Origin of the sequence: Streptococcus sp. 4886 (assembly GCF_013276485.1) — a bacterium.
GTDB lineage: Bacteria > Bacillota > Bacilli > Lactobacillales > Streptococcaceae > Streptococcus.
The window spans coordinates 162,374-184,268 of sequence record NZ_VMLD01000009.1 but is presented as its reverse complement, the minus strand read 5'-3'; the positions used below and the strand labels follow the sequence as shown (position 1 = coordinate 184,268).

Here is a 21,895-nt window from a genome sequence, read left to right as displayed (position 1 = left end):
TATGTCTATTATTTCTATGGTTTTAGTAGTCGGTGTAGCCTTCCTTGCAGGTCTTGAAGGCATCCTCGACCAGTTCCAATTTCACCAACCACTTGTAGCCTGTACCCTTATTGGGCTTGTAACAGGTCACTTGGAAGCAGGGATTATCCTCGGTGGATCGCTTCAAATGATTGCCCTTGGTTGGTCAAATATCGGTGCTGCTATCGCTCCTGATGCTGCACTTGCTTCTGTCGCTGCTGCCATTATCATGGTTCTTGGCGGTGACTTTACCAAGACAGGTATCGGTGTTGCCCAAGCGGTTGCTATCCCTCTTGCCGTTGCTGGTCTATTCTTAACTATGATTGTACGTACAATTTCAGTTGGATTGGTTCACACTGCTGATGCTGCCGCTAAAAAAGGTGACTTCGGCGCCGTTGAGCGCGCTCATTTTATTGCGCTACTTTTCCAAGGACTTCGTATCGCGCTTCCTGCAACTCTTCTCCTTATGGTACCAACTGAAACTGTACAAAGTATCCTTAGTGCCATGCCAGACTGGCTCAAAGATGGTATGGCTATCGGTGGTGGTATGGTCGTTGCCGTTGGTTACGCCATGGTTATCAACATGATGGCAACTCGTGAAGTATGGCCATTCTTCGCTCTTGGTTTCGTTCTCGCTGCTGTGTCAGATATTACTCTAATCGGATTCGGTGCTATCGGTGTTGCTATCGCTCTTATCTACCTTCACCTTTCTAAAACTGGTGGAAATGGTGGCGGAGGAGCCGCAACTTCTAACGACCCAATCGGCGATATCCTAGAAGACTACTAAGATAAGAAAGGACTGAAAACATCATGACTGAAAAACTTCAATTAACTAAATCAGATCGTAAAAAAGTTTGGTGGCGTTCAACCTTCTTACAAGGGTCTTGGAACTTTGAACGGATGCAAAACTTGGGCTGGGCTTATACACTCATTCCAGCTATCAAAAAACTCTATACTAAAAAAGAAGATCAAATCGCTGCTCTTGAGCGTCACCTTGAGTTCTTCAACACTCATCCATACGTAGCTGCTCCAGTCATGGGGGTTACTCTTGCGCTTGAAGAAGAACGTGCTAACGGTGTGGAAATCGATGACGCTGCTATCCAAGGGGTTAAAATCGGTATGATGGGACCTCTTGCTGGTATCGGTGACCCAGTATTCTGGTTTACAGTACGCCCAATCCTTGGATCTCTCGGTGCTTCACTTGCCCTTACTGGCAATATCTTGGGGCCACTCCTCTTCTTTGTTGCATGGAACTTGATTCGTATGTCATTCTTGTGGTATGTTCAAGAGATTGGATACAAGGCTGGATCAGAAATCACTAAAGATATGTCTGGTGGTATCCTTCAAGATATCACTAAAGGAGCTTCTATCCTTGGGATGTTCATTCTTGCTGTCCTTGTTCAACGCTGGGTAAATATTAAATTTGCTTTCGATGTTTCTAAAGTTCAACTAGATGAAAAGGCTTATATCCATTGGGATAAATTGCCAGAAGGGTCTAAAGGTATCCAAGAAGCATTCGCACAAGTAGGACAAGGATTGTCTCAAACTCCTGAAAAAGTTACTACTTTCCAACAAAACTTGGATATGTTGATTCCTGGATTATCAGGACTACTCCTTACTTTACTTTGCATGTACTTGCTTAAGAAAAAAGTATCTCCAATCACTATTATCCTTGCCCTCTTCGCAGTGGGTATTGTGGCACATGTTCTTCACATCATGTAATCAAGCAACTAAAAAGGAACCAGGTTCTAAGCCTGATTCCTTTTTTCTATGCTTTTATACTCTTCGAAAATCAAATTCAAACCACGTCAGCGTCGCCTTACCGTACTCAAGTACAGCCTGCGGCTAGCTTCCTAGTTTGCTCTTTGATTTTCATTGAGTATTATTCTGCCAAGGCACCCATTGGATCCCATGGTGCAAGCACAATTGGTTCTGCTTCATAGGCAGCTTGTTCTTCTGCTGTCAGCAATTCCTTACGGACAACGATTTGGTAAGTGTATTCGTCCATCCAAGCGTCTGAGGCAACAAAGTAACCATCTGTACCGACCTTGTCTCCCCATGAGTTTTCAACCTTCCACTTGGTTGATTTACCATTTTCGTCCAAGTCAACACCTGTCAAGACCATGGCGTGGGTCATCAAGCTTTCGCTATAGTCCAAACGTCCAGCCTTGTCTTGAGTAAGTTTAATGTCCATGCTTGATTCAAAGTCATAAACATCTGTCGCAAGGATTCCAGCTTTGCGGTTGCTGAGCTGGCCAACATCAGAACCAAACCAAACAGTCTCACCTGCTTGCATTTGGGCAATCGCCAATTCTTTCAAGCGCTCCATTGGAACGTTGATGTAACGAACCGCACGGCTACCAACGACATTTCCCAACATCTCAACTGTGTAAGATTTACCGTATGGTTTATCAGCAGTTGGAGCATTGATAACAGAAACGTAGTCTTCTAAAGGAAGATTGACATATTTCTTGTAAAATTCCTGTGGAGTAATACCTTTTTCGCTTTGGTAGTTATTATCCTTATCACGATAAGCAAAGTCAAATTTACGTGGTGGTAGTCCTAGTGACATGGCAAGGAAGTTAAAGATCTCTTGCAAGAGGTCTTCTTTCTTAGCTTGAACAGTCGCTTGGTCTGCGCCAGAAGCTAGTAAGTCACGCAAGATTTGAGCATCTTGGCGCAGCAATTTGTTAAGGATTGCATTTAGCTCACGGCTGCTACTAGATGAAACAGACTCAGGATAAACTGACTTAGGCACGACACCGTATTTTTCAAAGAGGGAAACGACCATATCCCATTGACCACCATCTTGTTGTGGTATTTGGAGTAAGAAGCTAACCTTACGGCTCGTCAATTCTTGGTCTGCAGTCGCAATGACTTGCTCCAAGAACCAGTTTGATTTCTCATACTTGTCCCAGAAGAAAGTGTGGGCTTGTGACAACTCAAAGTTCTCCAATTTGTATTGCGAGATGAGTTTGTGGCGAAAAGTGTTGAGAGCCGCAAACATCCAGCAACGACCAGACGCTTTCTGGTTAGTGACCTTGTCCTTGGTTAAATCCAATGAGAAAACAGGTGTGTTGTCTACATGGCTTTGGCGACGTTCCAGAGCTGCAAAAATTCCGTTGTGGCTAGCAGCATTTTCAATCGCTTGGTATTTTACATTTGCTTCATAGTTGGCAAATAGTTTATCAGTAAATGATTCTTGAATCGCGTTCATAGATTCCTCCTTTTATTCTACAGTCTATTATAACTCTTTTCACAAAGGAAGCAACTAAAAAACATAAAAGGCAAGGACATTCTTCCTCACCTTTTTCAAATATAAATCAAATTAAGCAATACTAGCAAGGAGAATTTCTAATTCTTCCTTGGTCAAGCGACGCCATTCCCCTCGTTCCAGGTTCTCATCTAATACTAAAGTTCCCATAGTCAATCGTTGCAAGTCCACCACTTCCTTGCCACAGTAGCCCACCATACGCTTGACCTGATGAAACTTTCCTTCTGCAATAGTCACACGGATTTGGCTCTGATTCTTTTCTGCATCTGTGGAAAGAATCTCCAGTCTAGCGGGTTGACAAGTAAAGTCTTTGAGAGGAATACCCTCAGCAAATATCTCCACATCTTCTTGTGTCATAATTCCCTTGACCTGAGCCAGATAGGTCTTATCCACATGACGCTTGGGTGAAAGAAGAGCATGGGCAAGCTGACCGTCATTGGTCAGGAGCAGGAGTCCATGCGTATCGATATCCAAGCGCCCTACTGGGAAAACTTCCTTGCTCCGAGCAATATCATCCAACAAGTCCAGAACGGTTCTGTGCTTGGGATCCTCAGTCGCTGAGATAACTCCTTGGGGCTTGTTCATCATATAGTAGACAAACTCTTCATACTCCAACACTTGCCCATCAAAGCGAATCTCATCTCTTTCTTCATCAATCTGCAATTTAGCTGATTTTTCTTTTTTACCATTTACCGTCACGCGCCCAGCCTTGAGCAAGTTTTTGACCTCAGTCCGACTTCCCACAGCGCAGGCAACTAAAAATTTATCTAATCTCATAGAACTATTATATCATACTCAAAAGGAGGCTGGTACAATGACCAACCTCCTTTTCGTTTCATACTCTTCAAAAATCTCTTCAAACCGCGTCAAGGTCGCCTTGCCGTATATATGTTACTGACTTCGTCAGTTCTATCTGCAACCTCAAAACGGTGTTTTGAGCTGACTTCGTCAGTTCTATCTACAACCGCAAAGCAGTGCTTTGAGTAGCCTGCGGCTAGTTTCCTAGTTTGCTCTTTGATTTTAATTGAGTATCAGATTTAAGAAATTAACTTCCTCGTCTCCAGAAAATCGCTAAGACAATCATGGAACCTAGTACTGCCGGAATAATGGCAGTTCCTGCTATTATCGGTCCCCAAGTCCCAAAAAGCAAGTGGCCTATAAAGGCACCAATCCAGCCTAGAAACATTTTTCCAAAACATCCCATTCGCTCTCCACGATTGGTCAGAGTACCTGCTAAAAATCCCACTAGGAGACCAACGAACATACTTCCTAACATATTATCTCCTTAATTTGCCCAATCTCCGTTACGGAAGAGTGGTACACGTGTCCCATCTTCACGGATACCATCGATATCCATTTGGTTAGAACCAATCATAAAGTCTACGTGAACATCTGAACAGTTAAGCCCCGCAGCTTCAAGCTCCTCTTCGCTCATCTCCGCTCCACCAACTACGCTAGTTGCATAGGCTGCACCGATAGCCAAGTGATTTGACGCATTTTCATCGAAAAGGGTGTTAAAGAAGGTAATGCCTGACTGAGAAATTGGGCTTGGATCTGGTACCAAGGCACATTCACCCAAGGCACGCGCACCCGCATTTTCAAAGACAAGGTCTTTCATGACTTGATCGCCCTTCTCAGCAGTGATGTCAACGATTTGTCCATCCTTAAAGGTTACCTTAATACCTTCAATAATATTTCCGTTATAGCTAAGCGGTTTTGTAGAAGTGACATAACCATCTGCGCGACGGAAGTCAGGCGCTGTGAAGACTTCCTCTGTCGGCATATTTGGCAAGAATCCTTCGCCCTGTGCATTGATAGCACCAGCTGATTCCCAAACGTGGTTCTTCGGCAAACCAAGTGTTAAATCTGTCCCTGGCGCTGTGTAGTGAAGGGCTGAAAATTGTTCTTTATTAAGCATATCTGCCTTGCTCTTGAGGATAGCTGCATGCTCTTCCCAAGCCTTAACAGGATTTTCTTCATAGACACGGCAAGTTTTGAAGATTTGGTCCCAAAGAAGATCGACTGCTTCTTCGTCGCTCGCAGCATTTGGAAAGACTTTCTTAGCCCACTCAAGTCCAGCAGCGGCTGCTACCGTCCAGCTAACCTTGTTGGATTGAGTTGCGATACGCATTGGCTTCATGGCAAGTCCCATAGCTTTGGCAGAAGCTGATAGCTTGTCAGCATCCACTCCGTTCAAGGCACCTGGATCAGATGAACGAACCCCAAGACGGCTAGCCTTATTTTCCAAGAGATAGTTCATCTCAGCAATCTTGTATTCTGGCACATTATTCAGACGCTCCATCGGAGCATGTAGGAATTTCTCACGGTTAATGACATCATCTGTCCACTGAACGATGACCTCATGCGCACCCAAGGCATAAGCTTCTTTGACGATTAAGTGAGCCAACTCACGTTGCTCCACATCGATAGAGAGAGCCAAAGTGTGACCAGGTTGCACATTGATTCCATTCGCAACCAATAATTTCGCATATTTTTCTAGATTTTCTTTAAAATTTGGTAAAACCATGTTATTTTCTCTTTTCTATTTTTATTTTTCTTTCAAAGCAGAGAATAATCCTGCTAAAGCAATAGCACCAGACAAGAGTCCTGTTGATAGAAGAATTGTCTGATCAGCAAGTTCTAATTGATATTCAAATACCTTCTCAGCCGGCTTGTCTTCCGCAAAAATTCTTAGTTTCATGAGAACCTCCTTAAAATAGATTAAAACAAATCACTATGACTGCCTGTCCTAAGCAAATTTAAAATCAATTCATCCTTGTCTACTTTATAAACCAAAAGCCAATCTGGCTGGATATGACATTCACGAACTCCTTGAAAATACTTGGATGCCGTCAATTGATGATCACGATATTTGGCAGGAAGTTCTTTTTCTTGAACCAGAAAATTCAAAACTTCTTCCAGTAATTCTGCTTTCAAACCACGCTTCATAGCCAACTTAAAATCTTTTTTAAACTGTTTATGGTAACGAATCTTAAGCACGCAAGTCCTCCATCAAGTCTGAGACTGATTCAAAAGACTGGCTCATATTACGATTTTGGTCTAAATCCGTTAACACTTGGAGCAACTTCCGATTTTCATCTAGTCTAACATCAAAAGGTAATCCCTGATATTGAATAGCCTGACGAAGGAAAATATTAATAGCCGTTGTCATATCCATTCCCAGATTACTAAACACCTGTTGGGCTTGCTCCTTAACCTCACTATCCAGACGGATGCTCATACTCGTCTTTGACATACTCTCACCCTCTTTCTATAGACTATTTTAACAAAAAAGAAGGCTAATGTAAATCTATTGGATATACATTAGCCTCTTTGGATAGATGATTAAACAATTTTTTTAAAACAACTCATCAAACAAACTCAACTGATTATCCTCTGGCATATTTCCCAGAATACCTATTTCATCCATCTTTTCAACCAAGGTTGATGAGAGTCCACCACGTTTGCGCAATTCTGTTTTAGAGAGGAATTCTCCCTCTTCACGCGCTCGCACCAGCTGCTTGGCAACGTTTTCTCCCAGACCATCCATTGCTACAAATGGCGGAATGAGGGTATCCCCATCGATGAGGAACTCTGTTGCCTGACTACGGTAGAGATCGAGTTTGCCAAACTTGAAACCACGCTCCCACATCTCATTGACAATCTCAAGAGTTGTATAAAGATCAATCTCCACATTAGAGGCTTCATTGTTCTTCCGTTTTTCAGAGATTTCTTCCATTCTGCGTTTGATGGCATCCAAGCCCGCCCCCATAGTCTTGATATCAAAGGCTTTCGCACGGATTGAGAAGTAAGCACAGTAGTAATAAATAGGATGGTGAACCTTGAAGTAAGCTACACGCAAGGCCATCATAACGTAGGCTGCCGCATGGGCCTTAGGGAACATATACTTGATTTTCCCACAGGACTCGATATACCACTCTGGCACCTTATTAGCCTTCATGGCTTCGATATAGCCATTGCGTTCCTCTTCGGAAATCTTGAGCCACAAGCCCTTACGTACCCGTTCCATAATGGTAAAGGCCATCTTAGGTTCCAGACCCGCATGCATGAGGTAAACCATGATGTCGTCCCGACAACCGATAACAGTCGATAGATCCGCAATCCCTTGCTTAATCAAATCCTGAGCATTGCCCAGCCAAACGTCGGTACCGTGGGATAGACCTGAGAGCTGAAGCAATTCTGCAAAGGTCGTCGGATGGGTTTCATCGACCATCCCTCGGACAAAGTTGGTTCCAAACTCTGGAATCCCCAGCATGCCCGTAGGCGTTCCGATTTGCTCAGGTGTTACCCCTAACACATCCGTCCCAGAAAAGAGTGCCATCACGCCTTCGTCATCCATAGGAATTTCATTAGGGTCAATCCCAGACAAGTCCTGAAGTTTCCGAATCATAGTCGGATCATCATGTCCCAGTACATCGAGTTTGAGGACGTTCTCATCAATATCATGGAAGTTAAAGTGAGTGGTCTGCCATTCAGCCGTCACGTCATCTGCTGGATACTGGACAGGCGTAAAATCGTAGACATCCATGTAGTTAGGAATAACAACAATTCCCCCCGGGTGTTGTCCCGTTGTCCGCTTGACACCAGCTGCACCTTGAGCGAGGCGTTCAACCTCTGCATCACGATAAAACTTGCCATAATCTCGCTCGTAACCCTTGACAAAACCATAAGCGGTCTTGGCAGCCACCGTACCAACCGTTCCTGCACGGAAGGCATATTCCTCACCAAAGATATCACGCACATCCAAATGGGCGCTAGGCTGGTCTTCTCCCGAGAAGTTCAAGTCAATATCGGGAACCTTGTCTCCATCAAAACCAAGGAAGGTCTCGAAAGGAATATCCTGTCCGTTTTTACTGAGTTTATAACCACAGTTTGGACAGTCCTTATTGGGCATATCAAATCCTGAACCATAAGAACCGTCTGTGATAAACTCACTGTACTGACACTGACCACAGACATAGTGAGGAGATAGAGGATTGACCTCCGTAATCCCAATCATGGTCGCAACGAAACTAGATCCGACAGACCCACGAGAACCAACCAAGTAACCCCGTTCATTGGAACGTTGCACCAGCATCTGCGATGCCAGATAAATCACAGCAAATCCATTCCCCAGAATAGAGGTTAGTTCTTTTTCAATCCGCAAATCGACAATATCTGGCAACGGATTTCCATAAATCTCAAAAGCTTTCTTGTAGGTCAATTCAGCGACTGTTTCTTCAGCCTTGTCGATGAAAGGCGTGTACAAGTCACCCTTAACAACCTCAACGGGTTCAAAGATTTCTGCCAAGGCATTGGGATTTTCAATAACCAATTTCCGAGCTAATTCCTCTCCCAAGAAGGCAAATTCATCCAACATTTCATTTGTCGTTCTAAAATGAGCCTTTGGAAGTGGTGCTGGTTGGGCATGTTCTCCATGCCCGATAGTTCGGTTAATCATAGCCCCCTGTCCCAAGCTACGGACGATAATTTCACGGTAAATCTCTTCTTCCGGTTCGATATAATGGACATTTCCCGTAGCTAGAACGGGCTTACCAAGACGGTCTCCAACTTCTATCAAACTCTTGATAATGGTCTGGAGTTCCTCCATATCCTTGACCTGCTCCTTAGCAATCAAGGGCGCATAGATAGCTGGTGGCATGATCTCGATAAAGTCATAATACTTGGCCACCTCAACTGCCGCATCCACACCTTGGGAAACAACTGCATCAAAAACTTCACCTTCTGCACAGGCTGATCCTAAAATCAAGCCCTCTCGATGGGCATCTAAAACCGTTCTCGGAATTCGTGGCACCCCTTCAAAGTACTTGGTATTAGACAAGGAAACCAGCTTAAAGATATTTTTTAGCCCTACTTGATTCTTGACATAAATGGTCGCATGTTTAATCCGAGCTTTTTTATAAGAATCTGGACTAATCAAATCAATGTTGAGTCTAGCTAGATTAGTCACACCATGTTTTTCTGCCACCTCTTTGATAAAGATGAAGAGCAGACGACCAGTCGCTTCCGCATCGTAGTTGGCCATGTGGTGATGTTCCAAAGCCACACCAAAACGCTTGGTCAAAGGCCCCAAACCATGACGTTTGTACTCAGGATAGAGGTTTCTAGCAAACTCCAGCGTATCAATCACTGGTTGACTAATCTTAGGCAAACCATGACGCTCATAATTGGCATTCATAAAGCCAACGTCAAAGGTAGCATTATGGGCAACTAAGACTGTATCCTTGCAGAATTCTTGGAATTCTTGCAAAACTTGTTCCAGTGGCTTAGCATTTTTGACATGGTCATCTGTAATTCCAGTCAACTCAGTAGTAAAGGCTGACAAGGGATGACCAGGATTAATAAATTCATCAAATTCAGCAATGACATTCCCCTTGTACATCTTAGAGGCCGCAACCTGAATCAAGTCATTATAGATAGCTGAAAGCCCCGTCGTTTCTACGTCAAAGACCACATAGGTCGCTTCCGACAAGTCCATCTCCACTTCGTTATAGACGATAGGGACACGATCCTCCACGATATTGGCTTCCATTCCATAAATCAACTGGATTCCCGCTTTTTTGGCCGCCTTATAGCCGTGTGGGAAGGACTGAACATTTCCATGATCCGTGATGGCAACCGCCTTGTGTCCCCACTTAGCAGCTGTCGCAACGATTTCTTCTACCTCTGGCAAAGCATCCATAGTCGACATGTTAGTATGAGCGTGAAACTCAACCCGACGCTCACCTTCTGACATCAAATCCTTCCGCTCATAGTGAACAACTTCCTGCACATCCTGCACATTCATCGTCAAATCGCGTGTGAAGTTATTCATCTCCACATTCCCACGCACTCGGAGCCAAGAATTTTTCTTAATTAGATCAAACTTCTGGGCCTCTTCCTCGTTCTTAACCCACTTTTGCATCGAAAAACTTGAAGTGTAGTCCGTCATTTTAAAGTTGATCAAAACACGCCCTGTTCTGGTCACTTTTTGCTCCACATCAAACACAACCCCTTCAAAGACCAGACGATTTTCCTCCGTCGTCACTTCAATCATAGGAGTAATCTCTGCCTTATCTAGCTTTGGCTTAACCGCAGCCTTTTTGGCCTGAAAATCAAAGGCTGGTTTCTCTTCCGCTGGAGGAGGTGCCATCTGTTCCAGTTGCTCCATAGCACGGAGCGCTTCCTCATTGGCGGCTTGAACAATCTGCTCATTTTCAGCATGAAAAGCCTCTTCCTGCTCTTGGGTCAGCACATCATTTTTCTCTACTTGACAGTTAAAAGTTGGAAAACCAAATTTTTCAAGTTGTTCGGCTAAATTAGGAAGATGATTTTTCTTAAAGTGTTCCTTATCAATCGCCTCAGATCCTTCAATAAAGAGTTGGTCCCCCTCCGCACGAACTTGCAAATTTTGATAAAGAGACTTAAAACCTTGACTAGCACATGGTCCCTCAGAGAAAGCCTCCCTATAGTAGGACTGCAAGAGCTGATTTGAAAATTCTTGAGACCGAGTCTTGATTTCAAAAACAGCTTTATTGCCTGTCTTAGAAAATTCCTCACTCAGCCCTTTTTTTAATTCTAAAAAGATTTCAATCGGTAAAATATTAGAAAATACGAAATGAAACTCCCATACCTTACTAATTTTATGAACCACAACTCGCTCAATATCGGCCTGTGATAAAGCAGGATCCTGCCTCATTTCAGCAGGCATCCCCAGTTGATTCATCAAAATTTCAAAACTGTTTGACATTTATTTTCCTCACATTATTCTCCTACTATTTTACCATATTTAGAGGTGTTTTCTAAAGACAAAAGGAAGCCACTAAGTGACTTCCTTCTAGAGTGAGGACAGATTAGTCTTCACCTTTGTTTTTCTTAATGATTTCTTCTTGTACTGACTTAGGTACATCTTCGTAGTGGTCAAATACCATCATGAATGTACCACGTCCTTGAGATGCAGAACGAAGAACTGTTGCGTAACCGAACATTTCAGCAAGTGGAACGTAAGCACGAACGATTTGGCTGTTACCATGTGCTTCCATACCATCTACACGTCCACGACGAGCAGTTACGTGACCCATAACATCACCAAGGTTTTCTTCTGGAACAGTGATTGTTACAAGCATCATTGGCTCAAGGATAGCTGGTTGTGCTGATTTAGCAGCTTCTTTAAGGGCAAGTGAAGCCGCGATCTTGAAGGCAGTTTCAGATGAGTCGACATCGTGGTATGAACCATCGTAAAGCTTAGCTTTAACGTCAACCATTGGGTAACCTGCAAGAACACCGTTAGCCATAGATTCTACCAAACCTTTTTCAACCGCTGGGATAAATTCACGAGGAACCACACCACCGACGATTGCGTTTTCGAATTCGAATCCTTTACCTTCTTCGTTTGGAGTAAATTCAATCCATACATCACCAAATTGACCTTTACCACCAGACTGACGTTTGAAGAATCCACGAGCTTGAGTAGAAGCGCGGAATGTTTCACGGTAAGATACTTGAGGAGCACCTACGTTCGCTTCAACTTTGAACTCACGACGCATACGGTCAACAAGGACGTCAAGGTGAAGCTCACCCATACCAGAGATAACTGTTTCACCAGTTTCAACGTTTGTTTCAACGCGGAATGTTGGATCTTCTTCAGCCAATTTTTGAAGGGCGATACCCATTTTGTCTTGGTCAGCTTTAGATTTTGGCTCAACCATCAATTGGATAACTGGTTCTGGAACGTTGATTGACTCAAGAATGATTTTAGCTTTTTCATCTGTCAATGAGTCACCAGTTGTAGTATCTTTCAAACCAACGGCAGCAGCGATATCACCTGAGTAAACAGTGTCAATTTCTTGACGGCTGTTAGCGTGCATTTGAAGGATACGTCCGATACGTTCACGTTTACCTTTAGAAGTGTTCAATACGTAAGAACCTGATTGAAGCACACCTGAGTAAACACGGAAGAATGTCAAACGACCTACGAATGGGTCAGTCATGATCTTGAAGGCAAGAGCTGCAAATGGCTCTTCGTCAGATGCTGGACGAGTTTCTTCTTCGTCTGTATCTGGGTTAACACCTTTGATCGCTGGGATATCAAGTGGGCTTGGAAGGTAGTCGATAACCGCATCAAGCATTAATTGAACACCTTTGTTCTTGAAGGCAGAACCACACAATACTGGGAAGAATTCAACGTTGATAGTCGCTTTACGGATACCAGCTTTCAATTCTTCGTTAGTGATTTCTTCACCTTCGAGGTATTTCATCATCAATTCTTCGTCAGTTTCAGCAACTGCTTCAATCAATTTTTCACGGTATTCTTGAGCTTGGTCAAGGTATTCAGCTGGGATGTCTTCTTCAAGGATATCTGTACCAAGGTCGTTCGTATAGATTTCAGCTTTCATCTTAATCAAGTCGATGATACCACGGAAGTCATCTTCAGAACCGATTGGCAATTGGATTGGGTGTGCATTTGCTTGAAGACGATCGTGAAGTGTGCTTACAGAGTAAAGGAAGTCAGCACCGATTTTGTCCATTTTGTTGGCAAATACGATACGTGGAACTCCATACTCAGTTGCTTGACGCCAAACTGTTTCAGTTTGAGGCTCAACACCTGATTGTGAGTCAAGAACGGTAACCGCACCATCCAATACACGAAGAGAACGTTGTACTTCGATTGTGAAGTCCACGTGTCCTGGTGTGTCGATGATGTTTACGCGGTGGTTGTTCCATTGAGCTGTTGTCGCAGCAGATGTGATAGTGATACCACGCTCTTGCTCTTGCTCCATCCAGTCCATTTGTGACGCACCTTCGTGAGTTTCACCGATTTTGTGGATTTTACCAGTGTAGTAAAGGATACGCTCAGTTGTAGTTGTTTTACCAGCATCGACGTGAGCCATGATACCGATATTACGAGTTTTTTCAAGTGAAAATTCGCGTGCCATGAGGTTTGTTTCTCCTATTTATTTTTGATTTCTATTCTATTATAACACGATTTTAATAAAAACGGATAGGCAGGACCTACCCGTTCTCAATGTTTTCATGCTATTGTTGGTTTCAACTTACGAGCTGGTAAGTTGAGTTATAGCTAATACTAATCGATTTAGCTAATTTGAACCCGGGCTAAAAGCTCGGAAAATAGATAAGCTCTCCTAGAATCTTCGATTCTTCGTCAAGCTTCCTAATTTTCAGTCGCTTTTTTAACGCCCTTAGTATCTTAATCTTACCAACGGAAGTGTGCGAATGCACGGTTAGCTTCAGCCATACGGTGAGTGTCTTCACGTTTCTTAACAGCTGCACCAGTGTTGTTAGCAGCATCCAAGATTTCTTTTGCAAGACGGTCTTGCATTGTGTGTTCACCACGAAGACGAGCGATTGTTACCAACCAACGAAGTCCAAGTGTTGTACGACGTTCTGGACGAACTTCAACTGGGACTTGGTAGTTAGAACCACCAACACGACGTGCACGTACTTCAAGTACAGGCATGATGTTTTCCATAGCTGTTTCAAATACTTCAAGTGCATCGTTGCCAGTAGCTTCTTTGATTTGCTCAAAAGCACCGTAAACGATTGAAGCAGCTGTACCACGTTTACCGTCAAGCATAACGCGGTTGATAAGACGAGTAACTAGTTGTGAATTGTAAAGCGGATCTGGCAATACGTCACGTTTTGGAGCTCTATTTTTACGACTCATTTCTCTTTATCCCCTTTCCTTATGCTTTTGGACGTTTAGTACCGTATTTAGAACGGCCTTGTTTACGATCGTTAACACCTGCAGTATCAAGTGCACCACGGACGATATGGTAACGTACCCCTGGAAGGTCTTTTACACGTCCACCACGAAGAAGCACCACGCTGTGCTCTTGCAAGTTGTGTCCGATACCTGGGATGTAGGCAGTAACTTCGATAAGGTTGCTCAAACGTACACGAGCGAATTTACGAAGGGCTGAGTTAGGTTTTTTAGGTGTCATTGTTCCAACACGAGTTGCAACACCACGTTTTTGTGGTGAAGAAACGTTTGTTTGAACTTTTTTATGACTGTTGTAACCAACGTTCAAAGCTGGTGATTTAGATTTTTCTACTTTTGATTTACGCGGTTTGCGAACCAATTGGTTAATTGTAGGCATCTACATTCTCCTGTGTTTTTTTATTTTTGGTGATGATACACTTGGTGACAGCTATCATCTGTGTGTACTTTTGCAACATTTGTCAGCACGTCCCTGTACACTCTTGAGAGACCAAAAGTAAAAAGTACTGTCTATTATTGTAACAAAATTTTCCCTTGGTTGTCAAGATATTTTTCTTTTTTATTGTTATTTTTAGCTGGGGGGTAAGTTCTCAAAGTAATTTCCACTTGCCTTACCAAAGTGGAAATTAGTCTAAAACGGATTTTTATGGTGGAATTAAGTGTGAGACTTTCCGTTCCATCGTTGAGAATATGGGAAAAGGCCCGTCAACGATTTCAAAGGAAATTAAGCGCAATCGCATCATGCATCCAACATCCGTCAAATCTGATTGCACGGATTGCCCACTTCTCAAAAAGCTCCTTATGTCTGTAACAACGCATTTTTTCTCATACTAAAAGCTAGGTTGTGGAAAACTGGAAGTTAGTTTTATATTGAATTGAAATAAGACATGAACAAATCTATTGGGAAAGTCAACTTAATTTCTAGAAATGTTTTAATAGCAACAACGTACTATTCTAGTTTCAATCTGCTATAGAAGTTACCCTTTTCATTCTCTCAAAAGTCAATCATAAAAGAGGAGAAATCGAAGTTTCTCCTCTTCACTGTTTACTATCGAATCAAGTAAATCAAATCGTTACTCATTCACAATTTTTTCATCAACTTTAGGGTTTAGAGTTGTTCCCCAATGTGTAATTGTACGCTGTTGTACTAGTGGTAAGTCTGTGCGGTTGTAAACTGTACGCCATGGTTCCCATACAAGACCCGTCTTTTCTTGAACCTTGATGCGAAGATTACGGACATTTCCTTTAAATTGAATCTCTGTTTGGAAGCCTGAAGTTCTGTTTTTTCCGTTATCTTCCCATTGACGTGAACGGATTTCTGGATTTCCTTGTTCATCATATGTAATTTCATCCCAATAGATGTAGTAACGCGCAACATAAGCACCCTTATGATGAAGTTTCAAGAAGCCATTTTTGTAAGAAGTAACCTTCGTTTCGATATAGTCTGTACTATTTTGTAAAGTTGCTTGGGCATTATCTTTTAGGAAGGCAGTCTTATATGAGATTGGCACAGCTGGACTTTGAGCGCTAAAGTTAGCTCCTTCTCTGATGAGTTCCTTCAAGTTTTCGACTGTTCCTGTGACAACTTTGGCGGCACCGCTAGCATTACCTCCTACAATTACCGCTGTTACAGAAGTATTCTTCAATAGACGGCTCCATTCAGAATTTGGAGCAATTGTTGCGCCTTTGATAACCGCATTGATAGCTGCTTTTAATTCAGTAGACTTACTTGTTGACTCAAACTTAACATAGATTTGACGTCCGTAAGAAACGTTTGATACATATACAGGTGGAGTTTGTGAATCAACGCCTCTTTGTTTTAAATCTTCAGGTGTCACACTCTTGTCAAATACAGCCGCTGGATTGGTCGGTGCATCAAATGTCGCTGTATAGTAGATTTGTTTGAAGTTTACAACTTCAATTTGCTTTTCACCCTTTTGCACAGCCTCAAAGTCAATCTTGAGCGGTGCACCTGCTTTTTCAAAGTCTGCACCAAATTTTGCTTTCAATTGGTTCATGCTATAGGCTGTAGTTGATTCATACTGAACACGGGCAGGAACGGAATGGCTAGATGAGTAATTCTTTGTCCATCTTTCAACCAAGGTATTCATCGCAGACTGCATACCACTAGTTGTAGGATCTGCTTCAATTCGGCTGTCAGACTGAATCATACCAGGTAAATCGACGCTGACTGTCCCCTTTGCACGGGCAAGACTAATCAATTCTGGCTGATTTTCTAGCAGATTTTGGTTTGCCTTATACAAGCCACCTAGGAAGACATTTTGATTTCCATTGATGGAAACATCTGCTGTGCCTGTAGAGAGGGTTTTCTTGATTTTTTCTACAACGACAAACTCTCCATTTTGTTCCTTAGCACTTGTGTTGTAGCGATTTTCTAAGGTTTCTCCCTTGCGAGTTAAAATATCCAAAGGATTATAAGTTAAGCCAAAAAGGTAGTCTTTCAATGCTGATGTTTGATCTACTACTGGTGCAGTTCTATCCTGTCCAACTTGAGTTGTTGCTGAACGGAATACTTCCACTTCTGCCAAGCTCAATGGGGTATTTTTAGTTTTCAACTCCACTTTTACATAACGAGCGTCTTTGGCGGTGAAGAAAACTTCAAGTTCTGCCTTCCCATTCAAACTATCAAAGTGTTGACGAGCAACTTCTTGTTTTGCTTCATTTAACAAAACAACATCAAAATTGGAAAGACGATTAGCTACATCCCCATCTCCACGATTGTAAAGTTTAACTTTTCCAACATTCTCTGTTTTTCCAAGATCAACTTGCCACCAAGCATTGTCTTCAAAGTTTGTGTGCGTTACAGAATGGTGCCCATAGTCACTATCAACATTACCATCCACTGCTCGTATAGCAGTTCCTCCATAAGCAGTAGAACTTTGACTAGCTTGTTTTCCACGAGCGATGTTTTCTGTCTCAACTGGACGATTCCCTTGCTCTGTAGCCAAAGCTACTCCCTGAGCGTTCAATAAAAAGGCCGCAACAACAGCACTACACACACCGAGTCCACACTTTTTGACAAAGCGATGCAAACGTTTTTCTTGATTCATTCCTTATTCCTCCGTTTTTAAATGAATACGTTTTCCTATTTGTCTATAGTCTATCAAATTTCAAGTAAAAGTCAAGCACAAACCAGCAAAAAAGTCAAGAAAATAAGAAGAAAACGTTTGCTGAATTTTTCTGATATTTTCTTTAGATTTCCAGTAAATACTATAGTTTGGAAACTAGATAAAACTTGAGAAGCGCTAGCTTTTTCTCTTCCTATTTATAGTTTCGCTAGATGAACTTTTTAAAAGAAATATTAGAGATCAATTTCTGAATAAAAATATCTGAGAACACATCCTCTTCCTAATAATACGTCTTGTCTTATGTGACATTTTTATCTCCACCATTTATACTGATATATAAAATAATACGGAAAACTTCTCAAAAGTAAGAATTTCTTTGACAAACCAAAGAAAACGCTTGCATATTATTTTGCTACATGCTATACTGATATAGAAATTTATTGATTGGAGAATCATTATGAGAAAAACACCAGCTCAAACTGAGAAAAAAATGGTCTACAGCATCCGTTCCCTCAAAAATGGAACTGGTTCTGTCCTTATCGGCGCAAGCCTTGTCCTACTTGCTATGGCTACGCCAACTATCTCAGCCGACGAAAGTACAACAACCACTAACGAACCCAGCAACGGAAATACAACCATCCTTGCCCAACCTCTCACTGATACAGCAGCTGGCTCTGGTAAGAAAGAAAGTGATATTTCTTCACCCGAAAATGCAAACGCTTCCCTAGAGAAAAAAGAAGAAAAACCTGCAACAGAGCCAACAACTCCTGTTGCAAGCCTAGCCGATTCAGCACCACAAACCGGACAAGATCGTTCAAATGAGCCAACCACTTCTGCTAGTCCAGTAACGACTGAAACTAAGGCAGAAGAGCCAATCGAAGACAATTACTTCCGTATCCATGTCAAAAAACTTCCTGAAGAAAACAAGGATGCTCAAGGACTATGGACTTGGGACGATGTTGAAAAACCATCTGAAAACTGGCCTAACGGAGCCTTGTCCTTTAAGGATGCCAAAAAAGATGACTATGGCTACTACCTAGATGTCAAATTAAAGGGAGAACAAGCCAAGAAAATTAGCTTCCTCATCAACAATACAGCTGGAAAAAATCTAACCGGCGATAAATCTGTAGAAAAACTAGTTCCAAAAATGAACGAGGCTTGGTTGGACCAAGATTACAAGGTTTTCTCTTACGAACCACAACCTGCAGGAACTGTTCGCGTCAACTACTACCGCACGGATGGCAACTATGACAAGAAATCTCTCTGGTACTGGGGAGATGTGAAAAATCCAAGTAGCGCTCAATGGCCTGACGGAACAGACTTTACGGCTACAGGCAAATATGGTCGCTATATCGACATCCCTCTTAAGGATGCCGCCAAAGAATTTGGCTTTTTATTACTAGATGAGAGCAAACAAGGAGACGACGTGAAAATCCGTAAAGAAGATTATAAGTTCACAGATTTGAAAAATCATAGCCAAATTTTTCTAAAAGACGATGACGAATCGATTTACACAAATCCATACTATGTCCATGATATCCGTATGACAGGAGCCCAACACGTAGGAACATCTAGCATTGAAAGTAGTTTTTCAACACTAGTCGGTGCTAAAAAAGAGGATATCCTCAAACACTCCAACATCACTAATCACCTAGGAAACAAAGTAACTATCACCGATGTTGCAATCGATGAAGCTGGTAAGAAAGTGACCTACAGCGGAGATTTCTCTGACACAAAACATCCTTATACCGTTAGCTACAATTCCGACCAATTCACTACCAAAACAAGCTGGCGCCTTAAAGATGAGACTTACAGCTATGATGGCAAACTTGGAGCTGACTTAAAAGAAGAAGGAAAACAAGTTGATTTGACCCTTTGGTCACCAAGTGCTGATAAGGTTTCTGTTGTTGTCTACGACAAGAATGACCCTGACAAAGTAGTTGGAACTGTCGCTCTTGAAAAAGGGGAAAGAGGAACTTGGAAACAAACTCTAGATAGCACAAACAAATTAGGCATCAAAGATTTCACTGGATACTATTATCAATACCAAATCGAGCGTCAAGGGAAAACTGTTCTTGCACTCGATCCTTACGCTAAATCTCTCGCTGCTTGGAACAGCGATCTTGCAAAAACAGACGATGCCCATAAAGTGGCTAAAGCTGCCTTTGTAAATCCAGCCAAACTCGGACCTCAAGACTTGACTTATGGTAAGATTCACAACTTCAAGACTCGTGAAGATGCCGTTATCTACGAAGCTCATGTGCGTGACTTCACTTCAGATCCTGCCATCGCAAAAGATTTGACTAAGCCATTTGGTACTTTTGAAGCCTTTATCGAAAAACTAGACTATCTCAAAGACTTAGGTGTGACCCACATCCAGCTCCTTCCAGTCTTGTCTTACTACTTTGTCAATGAATTGAAAAACCATGAACGCTTGTCTGACTATGCTTCAAGCAACAGCAACTACAACTGGGGATATGACCCTCAAAACTACTTCTCATTGACTGGTATGTACTCAAGCGATCCTAAGAATCCAGAAAAACGAATCGCAGAATTTAAAAACCTCATCAACGAAATCCACAAACGTGGCATGGGAGCTATCCTAGACGTAGTTTATAACCATACAGCCAAAGTCGATCTCTTTGAAGATTTAGAACCAAACTACTACCACTTTATGGATGCTGATGGGACACCTCGAACTAGCTTTGGTGGTGGACGCTTGGGGACAACCCACCATATGAGTAAACGGATCCTAGTTGACTCTATCAAATATCTAGTTGATACCTACAAAGTGGATGGCTTCCGTTTCGATATGATGGGAGACCATGACGCCGCTTCTATCGAAGAAGCTTACAAGGCTGCACGCGCCCTCAATCCAAACCTAATCATGCTTGGTGAAGGTTGGAGAACCTATGCTGGTGATGAAAATATGCCTACTAAAGCTGCTGACCAAGATTGGATGAAACATACCGATACTGTCGCTGTCTTTTCAGATGACATCCGTAACAACCTCAAATCTGGTTATCCAAACGAAGGTCAACCTGCCTTTATCACAGGTGGCAAGCGTGATGTCAACACTGTCTTCAAAAATCTCATTGCTCAACCAACCAACTTTGAAGCAGACAGTCCTGGAGATGTCATCCAATACATCGCAGCCCATGATAACTTGACCCTCTTTGACATCATTGCCCAGTCTATCAAAAAAGACCCAAGCAAGGCTGAGAACTATGCTGAAATCCACCGTCGTTTACGACTTGGAAATCTCATGGTCTTGACAGCTCAAGGAACTCCATTTATCCACTCCGGTCAGGAATATGGACGTACTAAACAATTCCGTGACCCAGCCTACAAGACTCCAGTAGCAGAGGACAAACAACCAAACAAATCTCACTTGTTGCGTGATAAGGATGGCAATCCGTTTGACTATCCTTACTTCATCCATGACTCTTACGATTCTAGCGATGCAGTCAACAAGTTTGACTGGACTAAGGCTACAGATGGAAAAGCATATCCTGAAAATGTCAAGAGCCGTGACTATATGAAAGGTTTGATTGCCCTTCGTCAATCTACAGATGCCTTCCGACTTAAGAGTCTTCAAGATATCAAAGATCGTGTCCACCTCATCACTGTCCCAGGCCAAAATGGTGTGGAAAAAGAGGACGTAGTGATTGGCTACCAAATTACTGCTCCAAACGGTGATATCTACGCAGTCTTTGTCAATGCGGACGAAAAAGCTCGCGAATTTAATTTGGGAACTGCCTTTGCCCACCTCAGAAATGTTGAAGTTTTGGCAGATGAGAACCAAGCAGGACCAGTCGGAATTGCCAACCCGAAAGGACTTGAATGGACTGAAAAAGGCTTGAAATTGAATGCCCTTACAGCTACTGTTCTTCGAGTCTCTCAAAATGGAACTAGCCATGAGTCAACTGCAGAAGAGAAACCAGACTCAACCCCTTCCAAGCCTGAACATCAAAATGAAGCTTCTCACCCTGCACATCAAGACCCAGCTCCAGAAGCTAGACCTGATTCTACTAAACCATCTGCAACAGTAGCTGATGCGGAAAATAAACCTAGCCAAGCTACAGCTGATTCACAAGCTGAACAACCACATAAGGACAATAATACTCAATCACTTCCATCTACGCCTACTCAAACTATTGTCACTTCCTATACTCCAGCTTATACAAATAAGAAATCGGAAACTCCAAATCAGACAACTAAAGCTAGTTGGAAACAAGAAAATGGCATCTGGTATTTCCATAAAGCAGACGGTTCTCTAGCTACTGGTTGGATAAAAGATGGAGATACTTGGTATTATCTAAAAGATGATGGCTCTATGGTAACTGGATGGGTCAAAGATGGCAATGTTTGGTACTTCCTAAATAGTAACGGTTCTATGTCAACCGGTTGGGTTAAGGATGGAGATACTTGGTACTATCTTGAGCCATCAGGAGCTATGAAAGAAAATCAATGGTTTGAAGTTTCTGGCAAATGGTACTATGTTGATTCATCAGGTAAACTTGCAGTTAATACAAGAGTTGAAGGCTATTTGGTCAATGAAAACGGTGAATGGGTTAGCTAAAACTGCTACTGTATAACCTTTGCATAGCTAGATATAACTAGATATAACTAGATATAACTAAGCACAACGATAACAAACTCCTGTTTACAGGAATTAGTCTCCTTGCCCTTCTAGGTCTCGGCTTCTTGCTAAAAAACAAAAAAGAGAACTAAACTAGCCCTCCTATAGAAAAATCCCCCAAGCATTAACGCTCG

15 protein-coding genes and 2 pseudogenes are annotated in these 21,895 nt (G+C 42.4%); 5 read left to right on the top strand and 12 right to left on the bottom strand.

Annotation, left to right across the window (positions count from 1 at the left end; genetic code table 11):
- Nucleotide 1 precedes the first annotated feature (1 nt).
- A complete protein-coding gene (locus HT679_RS05260) occupies nt 2-805 on the top strand; it encodes a PTS mannose/fructose/sorbose transporter subunit IIC (protein WP_000022712.1) in 804 nt (267 codons plus the stop codon).
- A gap of 23 nt (nt 806-828) precedes the next feature.
- A complete protein-coding gene (locus HT679_RS05255; protein ID WP_000136861.1) occupies nt 829-1,740 on the top strand; it encodes a PTS system mannose/fructose/sorbose family transporter subunit IID in 912 nt (303 codons plus the stop codon).
- A gap of 160 nt (nt 1,741-1,900) precedes the next feature.
- Here the strand turns inward: HT679_RS05255 and pepC are convergent, their stop codons facing one another.
- The 11 genes from pepC to rpsL form a co-directional block, all read right to left on the bottom strand.
- Complete coding sequence (gene pepC, locus HT679_RS05250) at nt 1,901-3,235, bottom strand: aminopeptidase C (RefSeq protein ID WP_050971442.1); 1,335 nt, start codon at nt 3,233-3,235, stop codon at nt 1,901-1,903.
- A gap of 111 nt (nt 3,236-3,346) precedes the next feature.
- Nucleotides 3,347-4,069 carry a pseudouridine synthase gene (locus HT679_RS05245; RefSeq protein WP_138699698.1) on the bottom strand — a complete coding sequence of 241 codons (723 nt, stop codon included), beginning with the start codon at nt 4,067-4,069 and terminating at the stop codon, nt 3,347-3,349.
- A gap of 268 nt (nt 4,070-4,337) precedes the next feature.
- Nucleotides 4,338-4,568 (bottom strand): GlsB/YeaQ/YmgE family stress response membrane protein, encoded by a 231-nt coding sequence (locus HT679_RS05240; protein ID WP_000901572.1) that lies wholly within the window; start codon nt 4,566-4,568, stop codon nt 4,338-4,340.
- 9 nt (nt 4,569-4,577) lie between these two features.
- Nucleotides 4,578-5,819: an aminopeptidase gene (locus tag HT679_RS05235; RefSeq protein WP_173213355.1), complete on the bottom strand. Its 1,242-nt coding sequence runs from the start codon at nt 5,817-5,819 to the stop codon at nt 4,578-4,580.
- 21 nt (nt 5,820-5,840) lie between these two features.
- Nucleotides 5,841-5,993 carry a hypothetical protein gene (locus tag HT679_RS05230; protein ID WP_173213353.1) on the bottom strand — a complete coding sequence of 51 codons (153 nt, stop codon included), beginning with the start codon at nt 5,991-5,993 and terminating at the stop codon, nt 5,841-5,843.
- A 20-nt stretch (nt 5,994-6,013) separates the two neighbouring features.
- Nucleotides 6,014-6,292, bottom strand: coding sequence for a type II toxin-antitoxin system mRNA interferase toxin, RelE/StbE family (locus tag HT679_RS05225; protein ID WP_173213351.1), 279 nt, complete (start codon nt 6,290-6,292; stop codon nt 6,014-6,016).
- Nucleotides 6,285-6,548, bottom strand: a complete 264-nt coding sequence (locus tag HT679_RS05220; RefSeq protein WP_049551202.1) for a type II toxin-antitoxin system RelB/DinJ family antitoxin — start codon at nt 6,546-6,548, stop codon at nt 6,285-6,287. Before HT679_RS05220 ends, HT679_RS05225 begins: the two co-directional genes overlap by 8 nt.
- Before the next feature lie 102 nt (nt 6,549-6,650).
- Nucleotides 6,651-11,042, bottom strand: coding sequence for a PolC-type DNA polymerase III (locus HT679_RS05215; RefSeq protein ID WP_173213349.1), 4,392 nt, complete (start codon nt 11,040-11,042; stop codon nt 6,651-6,653).
- Between the two features lie 103 nt (nt 11,043-11,145).
- Nucleotides 11,146-13,227 (bottom strand): elongation factor G, encoded by a 2,082-nt coding sequence (fusA, locus tag HT679_RS05210; RefSeq protein ID WP_000090350.1) that lies wholly within the window; start codon nt 13,225-13,227, stop codon nt 11,146-11,148.
- A gap of 278 nt (nt 13,228-13,505) precedes the next feature.
- Complete coding sequence (gene rpsG, locus HT679_RS05205) at nt 13,506-13,976, bottom strand: 30S ribosomal protein S7 (RefSeq protein ID WP_000087873.1); 471 nt, start codon at nt 13,974-13,976, stop codon at nt 13,506-13,508.
- A gap of 19 nt (nt 13,977-13,995) precedes the next feature.
- Nucleotides 13,996-14,409, bottom strand: coding sequence for a 30S ribosomal protein S12 (rpsL, locus tag HT679_RS05200; RefSeq protein WP_001142332.1), 414 nt, complete (start codon nt 14,407-14,409; stop codon nt 13,996-13,998).
- A gap of 275 nt (nt 14,410-14,684) precedes the next feature.
- Between rpsL and HT679_RS05195 the strand changes: the two are divergent.
- Nucleotides 14,685-14,845, top strand: a pseudogene (locus tag HT679_RS05195) (helix-turn-helix domain-containing protein); the annotation flags it as partial.
- 258 nt (nt 14,846-15,103) lie between these two features.
- On the opposite strand, the gene HT679_RS05190 reads toward HT679_RS05195, so the two are convergent.
- Nucleotides 15,104-17,101, bottom strand: coding sequence for a thiol-activated cytolysin family protein (locus tag HT679_RS05190; protein ID WP_173213347.1), 1,998 nt, complete (start codon nt 17,099-17,101; stop codon nt 15,104-15,106).
- Between the two features lie 475 nt (nt 17,102-17,576).
- Here HT679_RS05190 and HT679_RS05185 point away from each other — a divergent pair.
- Together HT679_RS05185 and HT679_RS11280 are read left to right on the top strand one after the other, a co-directional pair.
- Nucleotides 17,577-21,399: pseudogene (locus tag HT679_RS05185) on the top strand (pullulanase).
- Entirely contained in the window at nt 21,366-21,701 is a 336-nt protein-coding gene (locus HT679_RS11280; RefSeq protein WP_078137109.1) for an N-acetylmuramoyl-L-alanine amidase family protein, read from the top strand. Before HT679_RS05185 ends, HT679_RS11280 begins: the two are co-directional and overlap by 34 nt.
- Nucleotides 21,702-21,895: the final 194 nt, after the last annotated feature.